The organism is Paenibacillus sp. B01 (genome assembly GCF_009649995.1).
Classification (GTDB): domain Bacteria; phylum Bacillota; class Bacilli; order Paenibacillales; family Paenibacillaceae; genus Paenibacillus_O; species Paenibacillus_O pasadenensis.
The window spans coordinates 3,908,082-3,923,563 of the sequence record NZ_CP045802.1 but is presented as its reverse complement, the minus strand read 5'-3'; the positions used below and the strand labels follow the sequence as shown (position 1 = coordinate 3,923,563).

Annotated in this window: 14 protein-coding genes and 1 riboswitch; of the genes, 12 read left to right on the top strand and 2 right to left on the bottom strand. The window is 63.8% G+C overall.

What is annotated here, in order from left to right; all coding sequences use genetic code 11:
• Positions 1 to 168 precede the first annotated feature (168 nt).
• On the bottom strand, positions 169 to 1,497 hold the full coding sequence (locus GE073_RS16905; protein WP_153783902.1) for a glycosyl hydrolase family 18 protein: 1,329 nt from the start codon (positions 1,495 to 1,497) through the stop codon (positions 169 to 171).
• Positions 1,498 to 1,810: 313 nt separating this feature from the next.
• Positions 1,811 to 1,944, top strand: a riboswitch (cyclic di-AMP (ydaO/yuaA leader).
• Positions 1,945 to 1,948: 4 nt separating this feature from the next.
• Here GE073_RS16905 and GE073_RS16900 point away from each other — a divergent pair.
• The gene (locus tag GE073_RS16900; protein ID WP_028597194.1) at positions 1,949 to 2,440 is read left to right on the top strand and encodes a C40 family peptidase; all 492 of its coding nucleotides are present in this window, start codon (positions 1,949 to 1,951) and stop codon (positions 2,438 to 2,440) included.
• A 117-nt stretch (positions 2,441 to 2,557) separates the two neighbouring features.
• Positions 2,558 to 2,956, top strand: coding sequence for a metallothiol transferase FosB (gene fosB, locus GE073_RS16895; RefSeq protein WP_228551887.1), 399 nt, complete (start codon positions 2,558 to 2,560; stop codon positions 2,954 to 2,956).
• A gap of 255 nt (positions 2,957 to 3,211) precedes the next feature.
• Here fosB and GE073_RS16890 read toward each other — a convergent pair whose 3' ends face one another.
• Positions 3,212 to 4,222 (bottom strand): LacI family DNA-binding transcriptional regulator, encoded by a 1,011-nt coding sequence (locus GE073_RS16890; RefSeq protein WP_028597192.1) that lies wholly within the window; start codon positions 4,220 to 4,222, stop codon positions 3,212 to 3,214.
• Positions 4,223 to 4,384: 162 nt separating this feature from the next.
• Here GE073_RS16890 and GE073_RS16885 point away from each other — a divergent pair, with 162 nt between their 5' ends.
• The 10 genes from GE073_RS16885 to GE073_RS16840 all read left to right on the top strand — a co-directional run bounded on the left by GE073_RS16885 (position 4,385) and on the right by GE073_RS16840 (position 15,348).
• Positions 4,385 to 4,726, top strand: coding sequence for a UxaA family hydrolase (locus tag GE073_RS16885; protein WP_028597191.1), 342 nt, complete (start codon positions 4,385 to 4,387; stop codon positions 4,724 to 4,726).
• Between the two features lie 116 nt (positions 4,727 to 4,842).
• The gene (locus GE073_RS16880) at positions 4,843 to 5,991 is read left to right on the top strand and encodes a UxaA family hydrolase (RefSeq protein WP_043110750.1); all 1,149 of its coding nucleotides are present in this window, start codon (positions 4,843 to 4,845) and stop codon (positions 5,989 to 5,991) included.
• Positions 5,992 to 6,001: 10 nt separating this feature from the next.
• Complete coding sequence (locus GE073_RS16875) at positions 6,002 to 7,114, top strand: Gfo/Idh/MocA family protein (protein WP_153783901.1); 1,113 nt, start codon at positions 6,002 to 6,004, stop codon at positions 7,112 to 7,114.
• Positions 7,108 to 7,539, top strand: a complete 432-nt coding sequence (gene fucU, locus GE073_RS16870) for an L-fucose mutarotase (RefSeq protein ID WP_028597188.1) — start codon at positions 7,108 to 7,110, stop codon at positions 7,537 to 7,539. Before GE073_RS16875 ends, fucU begins: the two co-directional genes overlap by 7 nt.
• The gene (locus GE073_RS16865; RefSeq protein WP_028597187.1) at positions 7,536 to 8,309 is read left to right on the top strand and encodes an SDR family NAD(P)-dependent oxidoreductase; all 774 of its coding nucleotides are present in this window, start codon (positions 7,536 to 7,538) and stop codon (positions 8,307 to 8,309) included. Before fucU ends, GE073_RS16865 begins: the two co-directional genes overlap by 4 nt.
• Before the next feature lie 36 nt (positions 8,310 to 8,345).
• Positions 8,346 to 9,257, top strand: coding sequence for a fumarylacetoacetate hydrolase family protein (locus GE073_RS16860; RefSeq protein WP_153783900.1), 912 nt, complete (start codon positions 8,346 to 8,348; stop codon positions 9,255 to 9,257).
• 135 nt (positions 9,258 to 9,392) lie between these two features.
• Complete coding sequence (locus GE073_RS16855; protein ID WP_153783899.1) at positions 9,393 to 10,274, top strand: deoxyribonuclease IV; 882 nt, start codon at positions 9,393 to 9,395, stop codon at positions 10,272 to 10,274.
• Between the two features lie 112 nt (positions 10,275 to 10,386).
• Positions 10,387 to 11,016 (top strand): cysteine hydrolase family protein, encoded by a 630-nt coding sequence (locus GE073_RS16850; RefSeq protein ID WP_153784758.1) that lies wholly within the window; start codon positions 10,387 to 10,389, stop codon positions 11,014 to 11,016.
• Positions 11,017 to 11,248: 232 nt separating this feature from the next.
• Entirely contained in the window at positions 11,249 to 13,675 is a 2,427-nt protein-coding gene (helD, locus tag GE073_RS16845; protein WP_153783898.1) for an RNA polymerase recycling motor HelD, read from the top strand.
• Positions 13,676 to 13,797: 122 nt separating this feature from the next.
• Complete coding sequence (locus GE073_RS16840; protein WP_153783897.1) at positions 13,798 to 15,348, top strand: response regulator; 1,551 nt, start codon at positions 13,798 to 13,800, stop codon at positions 15,346 to 15,348.
• The last annotated feature ends 134 nt before the right edge of the window (positions 15,349 to 15,482 follow it).

Genomic DNA, 15,482 nt, shown 5'->3' with positions numbered 1-15,482 from the left:
GCTGTCCACCTGCGGCAGGCGCTTGGGAGAAAAACGAGCGGCGGCAAGCCGCCGGAGACGATGCGTCCGCGCGTCAAGCGAGCCGCGGCAGGCGAAAAGGCGAAAATGCCGCAGGTCCGTTTGGACCAGCGGCATTTCTCCGCGCCTGCCGTCATGCCGGCGAGGCGGTCAGGAATTCAGCGCCGTGTGGATCGCTCCCAGCAGCTCGCCGTCCAAGTTCTGCCCGTACTCCCAGAACATGATGCCCGCGAGGCTGTTCGCTTTCAGGTACTTGACCTTTTCGGCTAGCGACTGCGTGTCGTCGTAGCTGAGGAAGCCGCCGCCGCTGTTCGTCAGATACGGAGCCTTGGCCGTATCGTCCCATTGGCGCGTCCAGCCGTTTTTGTTGATGAAGCCGGCCTTGAGCTCGTCGTACGTATAGTCGGCCGTGCCGTGGGAGTAGAACGCGCCGCCGATGACCAGCTTGGACGCGGGCAGCCCCTTGCTCTTGAGCAGCTTGACGGCGGTGTCGACGCTGTAGCTGGCGCGCGAGGAGTTGTAAAGCGCCGTATGATGCGTGCCCGAGCCGGCCTGCATGTCGTAGGTCATCACGTTCAGGAAGTCGAACGACGGCTGCACGGCGGCGATGTCGATGTTGCCGAGGCCGTAGTCCGAAGCGCCTACGGCGGCGGTCAGCTGGTACTTGTTGCTGCCTCGGCCGTCCGCTGCGCTGCCTGCGTCGAGCACCGAACGGAGCTTTTGGATGAACAGCGTATAGTTCTGCTTGTCGCCGGCGGCCGGGTATTCCCAGTCGATGTCGACGCCGTCCAGCTTGTTGGCGCGGATGTAGGAAAGGGTGCTGTTCGCGAACGCCGTCCGGCTGGCGTCGGTCGAGGCCGCGCCGGCGAAGCCTTGCGAGCGGCCCCAGCCGCCGACGGAGACGAGCACCTTCAGGCTCGGATTTTTGCTGCGCAGCGTCGTCAGCTGGGCGAGCTTGGAGGCGTCGCCGCCGCTCACGCCGTTGTTGGCCACGTCGGCGAAGGCGTAGAACACATGCGTCAGCTTTTCGGCCGGCACGGTGCTCACGTTCGGGAAATGCCAGTCGGCGACGTAGGCGCCGGTAATCTTGCCGCCCGGAGCGCCGGGCGTCGGAGTCGGCGTCGCGCTAGGCGAAGGCGTCTTGGTCGGAGTCGGCGTAGGCGCGACGGTCGGCGTCGGAGTCGGAGCGGACGAGCAGGCGCCGAGCGATTTCCATGCGCCCCATGGGCCGGACAGGTCGGGGCGCTCGTTCGTCGTCCACCACTTCGCTTCGTACAGCGTGCTGCTGTACACGGCTTTCTGGCCCGCGGTGTAGATCGCCGAGGCCGACCAGGCGGAGACGCCGGTGCAGGCATCGGCGGCATGTGCGGTGCGGACGGCGAGCGAGCCCGGCACGATCGAGCCGATCAGGAACACGGCGAGCAGCAGCGCGCGCAAAGCCTGGAAGCGGGGGGTGGAAGTGCGGGATTTTGCGGACATGAAAGTCCTCCTTTTCAAAAGTAGGATAAAAAAGCGGAATTCGGCAGGCGGCCTCCTTTCACTCGAAGAGTTCCACTATTATCCTATTAAATTCATACCGCTTAAAGGATAGTTTCTCAGAATGGCAGGGGGAAATATCCATTTCTTCCTCTGGGCAGGAGGACAGGGGCGAAAATCGCGTCCATTCGATGATATGAGCAGAAGGGCCTAGGCTGATTTATGAGAAAAGTAAGGGATTTGATGAGGGACTTCTAATAATTCCCGGGCAGGGATTCGACAAAAAACTACGAATATTAACCTTTAATAAAAATGATGAATCATCATGCCGAATTTTCGAGAAGAAAAACGGGGGAACCATACCGGGTGAATGAATCTTGCAAGAGAGGATTCTAGGGAACCTTCAACCGAACCCACAGCTAACTTCGTAGGCATCCGAAGGGAGAAGCAACTTGTGAAGAAAGTCATCCTGTCCATGCTTGGCCTGGTTCTGCTTCTGACGTTCAGCAGCAGCGCGTTCGCGAATACGCCGGATCTCGACAGCGCGATCAAAAAAGTCATCGGCACGCCTTACAAATACGGCGGCACGACGACAGCCGGCTTCGACTGCTCCGGCTTCGTCCGCCATATTTTCAACCAGTTCGACGTCAAGCTGCCCCGCACGTCCAAGTCGCAGGCTCAGGTCGGCTCCAAAGTGGACAAGGACGATCTTCGTCCCGGCGATCTCGTCTTCTTCAATACGAGCGGCCGCGGCATCTCGCATGCCGGCATCTACGTCGGCGACGGCAAGTTCGCCCACGCCTCCAGCAAGGGCGTGCGCTACACGAAGCTGAGCGATTCCTACTACGCCAAGCGGTACGTCACCGCCCGCCGCGTCGTCACCGGCGAGGACTACAGCAAAATGATCGGCGAGGACGACGGCGAGGACGTCGCCGGCGAAGAATAAGCATGGTCGTTGAAGTCCCGGCAGCTTGGCTGCCGGGACTTTGCATCCGGACCCGCAGGGGAGCCGTTGGCGATACAGGAGGAGGAGTCCATCATGAAGCTGTAAGGCCTTAATCATCTGCTGTTCAGCGTCTCGTCGCTGGAGCGGTCGATCGCGTTCTACCGGGAGGCGTTCGGCGCGAAGCTGCTCGTGCGCGGACGGTCGACCGCTTATTTCGATCTGGACGGTCTGTGGCTCGCCTTGAACGAAGAAAAGGATCTCCCGCGCGAGGAGATCCGTCTGTCTTATACCCATATCGCCTTTTCCATTAAAGAGGAGGAGTTCGACGAGGCGGTGTCCCGGCTGCGGATCATCGGCGCGGACATCTTGCCGGGACGGGAGCGGGACGAGCGTGACCGGCGCTCGGTCTACTTCGCAGACCCCGACGGCCACAAGTTCGAATTCCATACCGGCACGCTGGCGGACCGGATGGCCTATTATCGCCAGACTAAGCCGCATATGGAGTTTTTCGACTAGAGGCTTCGCATGGCTCATAGGCCCGCGCAGTCGTTTCGTTAGCGCTTAGAAGCCTCGCTCGCGGACAGAAAGGAACAAGGGGCTGTCCCGGCATCCGTAAAACGGACGTCGGGACAGCCCCTTGCCGCATGGCCGCCTCTGGCGCCGCAGCCTCTCGCTCCTCGGGTTCGCGAACGGCAGAGCCGCGGCTTCTCGCCGCTCGGATTCGCGAACGGCAGCGCCGCTCCAGGCTCCAGGCCTACCGTGCAGCTGCTTTCACCGCTCCCGCTTGCGGCTCGACGAGCGCACGATCAGCTCCGCCGGCAGGATGAGCGTGCGCGGGCCGCTGCCGTCGCCGTTTTCGATCCGGTCGACGAGGCGCTCCAGGCCGAGCGCGCCGAACTGATAGGCCGGCTGCGCGGCCACCGTCAGGAACGGACTCAAAATGCTGGCGAAGCCGAGATCGTCGAAGCAGACGACCGACAGATCGTCCGGCACGGCCAGGCCGCGCTCGCGCAGCGACTGGATGACGCCGAGCGCGAGGAAGTTGTTGGCGGCAAAAATGGCCGTCGGCGGGGAGCTCAACGCCAGCAGTGGGTCGAGATCGCTCGGATTGAAGCCGTCCGAATAGTCGAGATGGCGGACGAGCGTCTCGTCATACGGGAGGTCGTTCAGCTTGAGCGCGTCCCGATAGCCCGCATGGCGCTCGCGCGCGGTGGAGACGTCCTCCGATCCGTTCACCAGCGCGATGCGCTCGTGGCCGAGTCCGATCAGATGCTCGACGAGCCGGCGCGCCCCGTCGCGGCTTTCGCCGAGGATGCGGTCCGCCTGGATGCCGGGCACGTCCCGGTCGAGCAGCACATAGGGAATGCGGTGCTGCTCCAGCAGCCGCAGATGCGGGGCGGAGCCGTCGCCTGCCGGAGCGAACAGCACGCCGTCCACGCGCGTGGAGAGGATCATGTCCACATAGTCCTTTTCCTTGCCGTAATCCTCGTCGCTGTTGCCGAACAGCAGCCTATAGCCGAGCCGCTTGGCCGCATCCTCCGCCCCCCGCGCCAGCGTCGTATAAAACGGGTTGGCGATGTCGGCGATGAGCAGGGAGAGGATGTTCGTCTTCTGCAGGACGAGGCTGCGGGCGTTGGAGTTCGGCACGTACTGCAGCTCCTCCATCACCTGCCGGACCCGCTTTCTCGTCGCTTCGCTGATCCGGCCGGTATCGTTGATGACCCGCGACACTGTCATGGCGGAGACGCCGGCCACGCGGGCGATGTCGTAGATGGTGACCATGAAGCTCCTCCGTTCCCTTTTTACAAGCTGCAATCATTGTAGCCAATGCGGTCTATTGACAGCAAGCATGAGGTCGCTTACATTTGAGTTACCGATAACTCAAATCGAGGAGCGCGGCCAGCCGATCCAAGTCGTCTGCCGGCGCAAAGAGGAGGAGAAGGCATGGAGCATGCGTTGGAAGCGGGAGCGGACGCGATCGTCATGGATGTCCGCGACCATGTCGCGACCGCGCTGCGGGATGTGGCGGCAGGAGAGACGATCCGCTACAAGACAGGCGGGCGGGAAGGAAGCGTCGTCGTCGCGGAGCCGGTCGCGTTCGGCCACAAAATCGCGATCGCGGCCGTAGCGGCAGGCGGCGAGGTGCGCAAGTACGGCGAAGTGATCGGCCGCGCCGTGACGGCAATCGAGGCGGGGCGCCACGTCCATGTGCACAACATCGAGGGCATCCGCGGACGCGGCGACCAGGCCGGCGCGGCTGCTGGAACAGGAGGAGGAAAAGCATGAGGGAACCGGAAGGGCAGGCGTCAGGCCAGGCAGCGGCAGATCAGACGGAGTCAGGCCAGGCAGCGGCAAGCCAAGCCGCAGATCAGGCGGCAGCAAGCCAGGCAGCCCCTGCGATCATGGGCTACCGAAGGGAGAACGGCGACATCGGCATCCGCAATCATCTGCTCATCATTCCGACCGTCATCTGCTCGAACCAGGTGTGCAGCCGCATCGCGCAGCTCGTGCCGGGCGCGGTCGCCGTGCCGCATCCGCATGGCTGCAGCCAGATCGGGGCGGACAAGGACCGCACGTTCAGCGTGCTGGCGGGGACGGGGGCGAACCCGAACGTCGGCGCGGTGCTGATCGTCAGCCTCGGGTGCGAGGTGGTCGATCCGCAGCAGCTGGCCGACGCCATTCGAGTTACCGGTAAACCGGTCGAATGGTTCGACATCCAGAGCGTCGGCGGCTCGGTGAAGGCGATCGAGCATGGCGCGAAGCTGGCGCGGCAGCTGCAGGCGGGCCTGATGCGCCTGCGGCAGGAGCCGGTGCCGCTGTCCAAGCTGAAGGTCGGCGTCAAATGCGGCGGCTCGGACGCGACCTCGGGACTCGCCTCCAATCCGGCGCTAGGCGCCGCGGCCGACAGGCTCATCCGCGAGGGCGGCACGGTCGTCATCGGCGAGACGACGGAAATCATCGGCGCGGAGCATGTGCTTGCCGAGCGCTGCCCGGACGCCGCGGTGCGCGAGCGGCTGTACGCGATCGTCGGCCGCTTTGAGCGCGAGGTGGAGCGGATGGGCGCCGACATGCGCGGCGGCAATCCGAGCCCCGGCAACATCGCCGGCGGGCTGTCGACGATCGAGGAGAAGTCGCTCGGCTGCATCAGCAAATGCGGCACGTCCCCGATTCTCGGCGTCACCGAATACGCCGAGCCGCTGCCGGAGGGCGGACTTTATTTCATGGATTCTCCCGGCAACGACATCGAATGCGTCTCCGGCATGGCGGCGGCCGGCGCGCATATCGTCTGCTTCACGACCGGCCGCGGCACGCCGACGGGCTCGGCTGTCGTTCCCGTCATCAAGATCACCGGCAACGGCCGCACGTTCTCGCTCATGGAGGACAACATGGACGTCGACGTCAGTCCGATGCTGGACGGCTCGCTCGACGTGGAAGCGGCCGGCGAGAGGATCTGGCAGGAGATCGTCGAGGTCGCGGACGGCAAGCTGACCAAGGCCGAGATTCTCGGCCATCAGGAATTTTCCATCAACCGCATCGGCCCGAGCCTGTGAAGGAGGTCCTATGAACGTCATCGATCTGGAGCTCGACTACAAGCCCAAGCTGCCGCAGGACGCCCGCATCGGCATCGCGATCATCGGCGCGGGCGAAATCGTCGGCGCCTGCCATCTTCCCGCTTACCGCAAAGGCGGCCTGAACGTCGTCGGCATCTACGATCTGAACGCAGAGCGCGCCGCGGCGCTAGCCGCGCAGTTCGGCCTGCCGCGCGTCTATCGCACGCTGGAGGAGCTGCTTGACGATCCGGCCGTCCGCGTCGTCGACATCGCCGTGCCGGCCAAGGCGCAGCCGGCCATCGCGCGCCAGGCCGCGGCCGCCGGCAAGCATATGCTTTGCCAGAAGCCGCTCGCCGAAAGCTACCGCGAGGCGGCCGCCATCGAGCGCGCTTGCCGCAAGCACGGCGTCCGCGGCGCGGTCAACCAGCAGATGCGCTGGTCGCCGGGCATCCGCGCCAGCCATGCGATCCTGAGCCGCGGCTGGCTCGGAGAGCTGACGCAGGCGACGATCTCGGTCGACGTCCGCCAGGATTTTGCCGCGTGGAGCTGGCTGCGGGAGATGCCGACGCTGGAGGTCATGTACCACAGCATCCATTACCTCGACAGCATCCGCTTCCTGTTCGGCACGCCGGACTCGATCTACGCCGACGGAGCCCGCTTCCCCGGCCAGCGCACGGTCGGCGAGACGCGCACGATGCTGTCGCTGCGCTATCCCGGCGAGCGGCGCGCGCTCGTCCACGACAACCACAACCATATCGCCGGCGAAGAGGACTGGCACGCGACGTACCGGTTCGAGGGCACGGAGGGCATCGTCCAGGGGACGAACGGCTCGCTGTACGACTATCCGGTCGGACGGGAGGACACGCTCAGGTTCCACTCGCGGCTGCTCCATCCCGATTATTGGTTCGTTCCGACGCTGCACGGCAAATGGTTCCCCGACGCCTTCCTCGGCACGATGGGCGAGCTGCTGCGGGCCGTGGAGGAGGATCGCGAGCCGGAAACCTCCGTCCGCGACAACCTGGAGACGATGCAGCTCGTCTTCGCAGCTTACCGATCGATGAGCGAGGACCGGCCGGTCGCGCTGCGCGAAATTGCAAACGAAGAGGAGGAAGCGGCATGCTGAAAGGAATTTCTCCGCTGCTCTCGCCTGAGCTGCTCCATGCGCTGCGGGCGATGGGGCATGGCGACGAGCTTGTGCTGGCCGACGTAAACTTCCCGGCCGCATCGACGGCGGCGCGGCTCGTCCGGGCGGACGGCCATGGCATCCCGGAGCTGCTGGACGCGATCTTGACCTTGCTGCCGGTGGACACCTACGTGCCGCAGCCGGCCGTCGTCATGGCGGTCGTGCCCGGCGATCCGCCTGCCCCAGCCGTCTGGCAGCAGTACCGGGAGCTGCTGCGCCGGCATGAGCGGCGCGAGGTCGACATCGCCGAGCTGGAGCGCTTCGCTTTTTACGAGCGGACGCGCCGGGCCTATGCCGTCGTCGCGACGAGCGAGGCGGCTCCTTACGGCAATCTGATTTTGACAAAAGGCGTGGTGCGGATATGAGGCTGAAAGACAAGATCGCGCTGATCACCGGGGCCGGCTCGGGCATCGGACGCTGCTCGGCGCTGCGCTTCGCCTCGGAGGGAGCGCATGTCGTCGTCGCCGACATCAACCTGGAGGCGGCCGCAGAAACGGCCGCCCTGATCGCCCAAGCAGGCGGCGAGGCTTCCGCCGTCGCCTGCGACGTCACCGATCCCGCCTCGGCGGAGGCGATGGCGCAGCAGACGCTGGAGCGGCACGGGCGGATCGACGTGCTGTTCAACAATGCGGGCATCAGCGGCGTCGGCGCGCTGCACGAGGTCGAGCCGGACGCCTGGGACCGCGTCATCAGCGTCAACATCCGCGGCACCTATTTGCCGAGCCGGGCCGTGCTGCCGTCGATGATGGAGCGCCGCGGCGGCGTCGTCATCAACATGAGCTCCTGCATCGCCGAGATCGGCCTCGCGCGCCGGGCTTCCTACGCCGCGACCAAGGGCGCGATCCTCGCGCTGACCAAGTCGATGCAGGTCGACTATGCGCCGTACGGCATCCGCGTGAACGCGCTGCTGCCCGGCACGATTTTGACGCCGTTCGTGGAGAAGTACCTGCGCGAGTCGTACGCGGACCCGGAGGAAGGGCTCGCCGGCATCCGCAGCCGCCAGCTGAGCGGCGATCTCGGCCGGCCGGAGGATGTCGCCGAAGGCGCGCTGTTCCTCGCCTCCGACGAGTCGAAGTTCATGATGGGTTCGCCGCTGTATTTGGACGGCGGAGTCGTATTCGGCAAAAATGCCTGACGGCAAGGAAAGCATGAGAAAGGGGAATCGGCGATCATGAAGCTGTTGACATACCGCAAGGAGGGCCGGCTCGCGCTCGGCGTGCGCACGGAGCAGGGGGTGCTGGACGTGGCGGCGGCTGAGATCCGGCTCGGAGAGGGACGGCAGGTGCCGCTGACGGTCGAGGCCGCGATCGAGGGCGGAGCCGAGGCGCAGCGGACGCTGGAGACGCTGGCCGCTCAGGCGGACGGAGCCGCCGAGCTGTGGCTGGACGAGGACGCGCTGCAGCTCGGGCCATGCGTGACGGCTCCCGGCAAGATCATCTGCGTCGGCCTGAACTACCGCAAGCACGCGGAGGAGACGAATGCGCCGATTCCGGAGTATCCGATCCTGTTCAACAAGTTCAACAATACGCTGGCCGCGCATCGGGAGGACATCCCGCTGCCGCGCGTCAGCTCGGAGGTCGACTACGAGGCGGAGCTCGTCATCGTCATCGGGCGCACGGCCAAGGACGTCGGGCGCGAGCAGGCTCTGGAGCATGTGTACGGCTACTGCTGCGTCAACGACCTGTCGGCCCGCGACCTGCAGATGCGCACGCCGCAGTGGCTGCTCGGCAAGACATGCGACAAGTTCAGCCCGCTCGGCCCGTATCTGGTGACGGCCGACGAGGTCGGCGATCCGAACGCGCTGGCGATCTCCGCCGTCGTGAACGGCGAGACGCGCCAGTCGTCCCGCACATCGGACATGATTTTCCGCTGCGACGAGATCGTCAGCTACATCTCGCGGCATATGACGCTGTCGCCCGGCGACATCATCCTGACCGGCACGCCGGAGGGCGTCGTGCTCGGCCTGCCTCCGGAGCAGCGGGTTTACCTGCAGCCGGGCGATGTCGTCGAGATTTCCATCGAGAAGCTCGGCACGCTGCGCAACCGGATGGTGGCGGAGCAGGGCGCGGAGGCTCGGATCTGACGATCAGGCTTCGGAAGAGTAAAAAAGCGATGTCGGGTCAAGCCCCGGCGTCGCTTTTTTAATGGGAGAAGCGTATCAGGACTCTTTTTTCCGCAAACGCTGAACGGGAAGGAACGGAAAAAGAGGAGGGACGGCATGCGGATCGGCAGCCATGTATCCATGGGCGGGAAAGAAATGCTGCTCCAAGCGAGCAAGGAAGCGGCTTCGTATGGTGCGAATACGTTCCTGATCTACACGGGCGCGCCCCAGAATACAAGAAGAAAGCCGATCTCGGACTATCGGATCGCCGAGGGGCAGGCGCATATGCGGGAGCACGGCATCGCCGACATCGTCGTGCATGCTCCGTTCCTGGTCAATCTGGCCAACGCCGTGAACGATCAGGTGTTCCGCCACAGCATCTCGTTTCTGCGCGACGAGCTGGAGCGGACGGAAGCGCTTGGCTCGAGGCAGCTCGTCCTGCATCCGGGAGCTCATGTCGGGGAAGGCATCGACATCGGGCTGGGCAAAATCGTCGAAGGCTTGAACGAGGTGCTGGAGCCTGGCGGCAAAGCCCAGATCTCGCTGGAGACGATGGCCGGCAAAGGAACGGAATGCGGCAGCCGATTCGAGGAGCTGGCCCGCATTTTGGACGGGGTCACGCATAACGACTCCCTTTCCATCTGTCTCGATACCTGCCATGTGCACGATGCCGGCTACAATATCGTGGACGATTTCGACGGGGTGCTCGATCAGTTCGACCGCCTGATCGGCCTGGACCGGCTGAAGGTGCTGCACATCAACGATTCCAAAAACGTGCGGGGCTCCCGCAAAGACCGGCACGAGAATATCGGCCACGGCTTCATCGGCTTGAAGGCGCTCGATTATATCGTCCATCATCCCCAGCTGGCCGACATTCCGATGCTGCTGGAGACGCCTTCCTTTGGGCCGGTCAAATACAAGAACCCGCCTTATAAGCACGAGATCGCCCTGCTTCGCAGGCAATTGGCCGATCCGGTGAACAAGGAGCCGACCGCGTAGGCGGGACAGCTTGGTTTGACGCGCCCAGGCGGGCCTTTGGCAACGCTGCAATGATTTTGAAATTTCGGGGAAGGCTAGGTGCAGAATCGCATGCTGAGGAGGCTGAATCGTGATGTTCACTGTCGATCCGACGACGACCGGCATCGTCCTGACCGATCCGCAAAATGAATTTTTGTCGCCGGGGCATCCCGGGTATGAGCTGCTCAAGCCGGTCATTTTGCAAAACAATACGGTCGGCAACCTGGTGAAGCTGCTCCAGTCAGCCAAGCAAAAGGGGTATAAGGTCTTCGTCTCTCCCCACTACTTGTATCCGCATGACCATAAGTGGCAGTTCAAGGGAGCGGAGGAGACGCTCCTCCTTTCCACCTACGCCTACGATCGTCCCGATGCGCGGAGCCCGGTGCCGCCGGCCTCCGGAGCGGCGTTCGTGCCGGACCTGCTGCCGTTTCTCGAAGACGGGCAGACGATCATCGCGAATGCGCACAAGATCGCCAGCCCGGCAACGAACGATCTGTGCTTGCAGCTGCGCAAGCAAGGGGTAAGCAAAATCGTTCTGGCCGGGGTCGTATCCAATGTGTGCGTCGAATCCCATATGAGGCATCTGATCGAGGAGGGATTCGAGGTCGCGATCGTTCAGGATGCGACGGCGGCTCCTGCGGACGGGTTCAATGCCGCTCTCGTCAATTTCAAAGGGTTCGCCTCGGCTGTCTGGACGACCGAGCAGGCAGTCGTCAATCTATAGAGCCTCGGCGAAAGGCAAACGAAAGACCCCCGGTCCGTGGACCGGGGGTTTTTTTATGCTGCCGCGCCATTGCGCGCAAAACGAAGCTATGGTATCATCAGAAAACCAGTCGCTTCAATTTTTTATTAAAATCCACAGTTATTGCATCTTACCTTTAATTCAATATTACCATGGGTCGCGGCTGGATGTCAAATGCCTTTTTCAGAGGAAAACGGGAGGAGTCGGTGCGGACATGCGGCATGAGCGAGAATGGAACGAAGAGCAGGCACGGCTGGATCGAGTCGCCCAAAAGCTGCGGGAGCGGATCGCCGAGCTGGAGCCGGAGGTGGCCGGGCTGCACGGGCAAGCGGGGGACATCCGCAAGCGCTTTTGGGAAGAAGTGACGGTCAACACGGCCACGGACGAGGACTTCGAGGAAACGTTCTACAGCATCCGGCAGCAGGAGGCGCTGCTCTCGGAACGGGAGCGCAGCCACCGGCTGCGGCTGCAGCAATGGAAGAGCATGACCCGGCTGCTGCCCTCCCCGTACTTCGGACGCGTTGATTTTCGCGAACATGGCGTCGGCTCCGCCGAGCCGGTTTACATCGGCGTCTCCTCCTTCGTCGACGCGGAAGGAATGGACTTCCTCGTCTACGACTGGCGCACGCCGATCGCGAGCTTGTACTACGACCACTCTCCGGGGCCAGCCTCCTACGACACGCCGGACGGAGCCGTGCGGGGCGACATGGAGCTGAAGCGCCAGTACCAGATCCGCCAAGGCCGGCTGCTGAACGTATTCGACACGAGCCTGACGATCGGCGACGAGCTGCTGCAGCAGGCGCTCGGACAGGGCGCGGACTCACAGATGAAGAGCATCGTCGCGACGATCCAAAAAGAGCAGAACGCCATCATCCGCGACGACAGGAGCCGGATGCTCATCGTGCAGGGAGCGGCGGGTAGCGGCAAGACGTCTGCGGCGCTTCAGCGCGTGGCGTACCTGCTCTATAAAAACCGGGACCGGCTGAAGGCGGACCAGATCGTCCTGTTTTCGCCGAATCCGATGTTCAACAGCTACGTCTCGACCGTGCTTCCCGAGCTCGGCGAGGAGAACATGCAGCAGGCGACGTTCCAAGAATATCTGGAGCAGGGCATCGGCTCGATCCTGAGCCTTGAGGATCCATTCGATGCTATCGAATACGTCCTGCAGATGGCCGGCTCGCCGGAGCATGACGCCCGGGTGGAGGGCATCCGCTGCAAGGCGTCGGGAGCTTTCCTGCAGGCGCTGAGGGACTATGCGGAAGGGCTGGGGCATTCCGGCATGCGCTTCAGCGGCATCCGGCTTGGAGATCGCGAGCTTATTCCGGCCAGCCGGATGGCGGAGCGCTTTTACGGGTACGATCGTTCGATCCGCCTGGCCAATCGCGTCGCCATGCTTCAGGAGTGGCTGCTCCGGGAGCTGGCCGGGCTGGAGCGCAAGGAGCGCGGCGCGGACTGGGTGAGCGAGGAGCTCGACTATCTCGACAACGACCGCTACGACGCCGTGCACCGGGAGCTGCACAAGGAACGGGGCGTGTTCGACTTCGCCGAGCAGTACGAGCGCATCCAGGAGTTCGTGCAGAACAAGCGGCGCCGGGACGAAGGAGACTTCGACTACGCGGAGAGGGAGCAGGAGCTGCTGGCCGGCGCGATCGTCCGGGAGCGGTTCAAGCCGCTGCGGCGAAGCGTGAGGCGGATGCAGTTCGTCGACATGGCCGGATTGTACGCGCAGCTGTTCGATCCGGAGCAGGCTTATGCGGCGCTGGCAGAGCAGGCGGCCGCGCCCCGGCTTTGGCCGGATATCTGCGATCAGACCCGGGAGAAGCTGGCTCGCGGGGAGCTGTTCAGCGAGGATGCGACGCCGTTCCTTTATTTGCGGGAGCTTGTGGAAGGCATGCGGACGAATACGCAAGTGCGGCATGTTTTCGTCGATGAAGGCCAGGACTACTCGATGGTTCAATATGAATATTTGCGGAAGCTGTTTCCCCGCGCCCGCATGACCGTGCTGGGCGACTTCGGCCAGGCGATCTTTACCCAGGCCACGGAGCTGGACGGCGAGGACTCGCCGCTGATGCGGCTTTACGGGGAGGCGGACACGAGGCTGATCCGCCTCGTCCGCAGCTATCGGTCGACGCGCGAGATCGTCGAGTTCACCAAAGCGCTGCTGCCGAGCGCAAAGGAGATCGTGCCCTTCGCCCGAAGCGGCAAAAAGCCACTGCTGATCCAGGCGGACGACAGCGCACGGCTGGCGGCGCGGATGGCCGAGGAGCTGGCGGCGCTGCAATCGGAAGGCTTCGCCTCGATCGCCGTCATCACGAAAACAGCCGCCGAAAGCCGCGAGGCGCATGAGCTCCTGACCGCGCAGGGCTGCCCGTCGCTGCGGCTCGTCACCAAGGAGAAGCCGACGTTCGAGAACGGGACGCAGGTCATCCCGGCCTATCTGGCCAAAGGCGTCGAGTTCGACGCCGTGCTGATCTACGACGCTTCGTCGCGGACCTATCATCGGGAAAGCGAGCGGAAGCTGTTCTATACGGCGTGCACGCGCGCCATGCACCGGCTGCAGCTGTATGCGGCAGGAGAATGGACGCCGTTCCTGCAAGGCGTCGAGCCGTCTCTGGTCGAGGAGGGGGGCCAGGCTCGCTAGGGCGTGTCTGCCAGCATGCTCTAGGAATCGAGAGCGGCGGATTCGATCTTTCCTTTGCCGCTTTATCCCAAGGTCGGCTATAATAGGTCCTTAATAGCGTCCGACATGGGAGGAAGCCAAGCATGCAGCCTTGCCGAGTACTGCTCGTCGACGACGAGTTCATCATCCTGGACGGAATCGCTTCGGTCATCCCTTGGGAGCGCCATGGGACCGTGCTTGCCGGTACGGCGCAGAACGGCATCGCGGCGCTGGAGCTGATGGAGTCGGTCCGTCCGGACATTCTGATTACGGATATCCGCATGCCGGGCATGGACGGACTGGAGCTTGCCGAGCGGGTGTCCGAGGCGTACCCGGATGTCGGAATCATCATGCTGACGGGATTCAATGAGTTCGAATATGCCAAGTCGGCGATGCAGCACGGCGTCAAGCATTATTTGCTGAAGCCTTGCAGCTCGGAGGATGTGACCGCCGCGCTCGACGAGATCGTCGCCGCTCAGCGGGAGCGAGACTCCGGGCGCCGCTTCCTGGAGTCGGTCAAGCACAACCTGGCGCAGGCGCTGCCGTACGCGCGGGAGCAATTCCTGCGCGAGCTCGTCTCCAACAAGCGGTACGGAGAGCGCGAATGGACCCGCGGCCGCGAGATGTTCGGCCTTCAGCAGAACGTCGGGAGCATCCGCCTGCTGCTGTTCGAGGCGGATGGCGATCCGGAGTACGAGCAGCTCTTCGCCATGAAGAACATCGCGGAGGAGCTGCTGCCCGGCTGCCTGCTCAGCGCGCTCAGCGGCAGCTACGCGATGCTTCTGCTGGAGGATGGCGACGAGGACGAGCTGTATCGGGGCATCGATCTCGTGCGCGAGGCGTACCTCCGCTATTACCGGCTGGACGCGACGGCCGCGCTCAGCGAGGCCGGCCCGCCGGAGCAGGCGAGGCGGCTGTACCTGCAGGCGCTGAGCTGCCTCGGCTATCGCTTCTATCTCGGCGAGGGCGGCCTCATCACGCCGCAGGACGTCATGGAGCCGCTGGCAGAGACCGGGACTCGGGGCGAATTCGACATGCAGCGGCTGCTCATGCTGATCCAGGCGGGCAACGAAGCTGAATCGCGAAAGGAACTGGACCGGCTCATGGAGGAGCTTGCCGCCTGGCGGCTGGACGTGCCGGAGGCGAAGTCCTACCTCATCCAGCTGTTCATGGAGCTGAGCCGCCTGTACGGCCGCGAGGAGATGGACCGCAGCCTGGAGCGGCTGCCGGAGCTGATCGCGACCGGCTCGATCCGGCCGCTTCAGGGGCTGCTGGAGCAGATGCGGCGCGAGATCGCCGGACAGCGCGCCGAGCAGACCCGCCGCCGCCACTCCCGCATGGTCGAGTCGGTCAAGGCGATCGTCGTGCGGAGCTACGCCGACGAATCGCTGTCGCTCTCCTCGGCAGCCAAGGAGATGTTCATGAATCCGGACTATGTCGGCAAGCGGTTCAAGCTGGAGACCGGCGAGAGATTCACCCAGCATGTGCTTCGCTACCGCATCCAAAAAGCGATCGAGCGGATGGAGCAGGATGCCGGCATGACCGTTGCCCAGCTCGCCGAGGAGACGGGATTCGGCTTCAACGCTTCCTATTTCAGCAAGATGTTCAAAAAGATGACCGGCGTCTCCCCGACCGAATATCGCGGCTCCCGCTGATTGCCCTCGCTCCCTCCGAGCGGGGCTTTTTTTCGTTTCGGCAATGCTCGGTTTTTTGCTGCTCTTGTCCGGTTTTGGACATGGGAAATAAAGGATGGCGAAGGTAAAGTAAAGGAGTGCATTGAAAGCGCTTC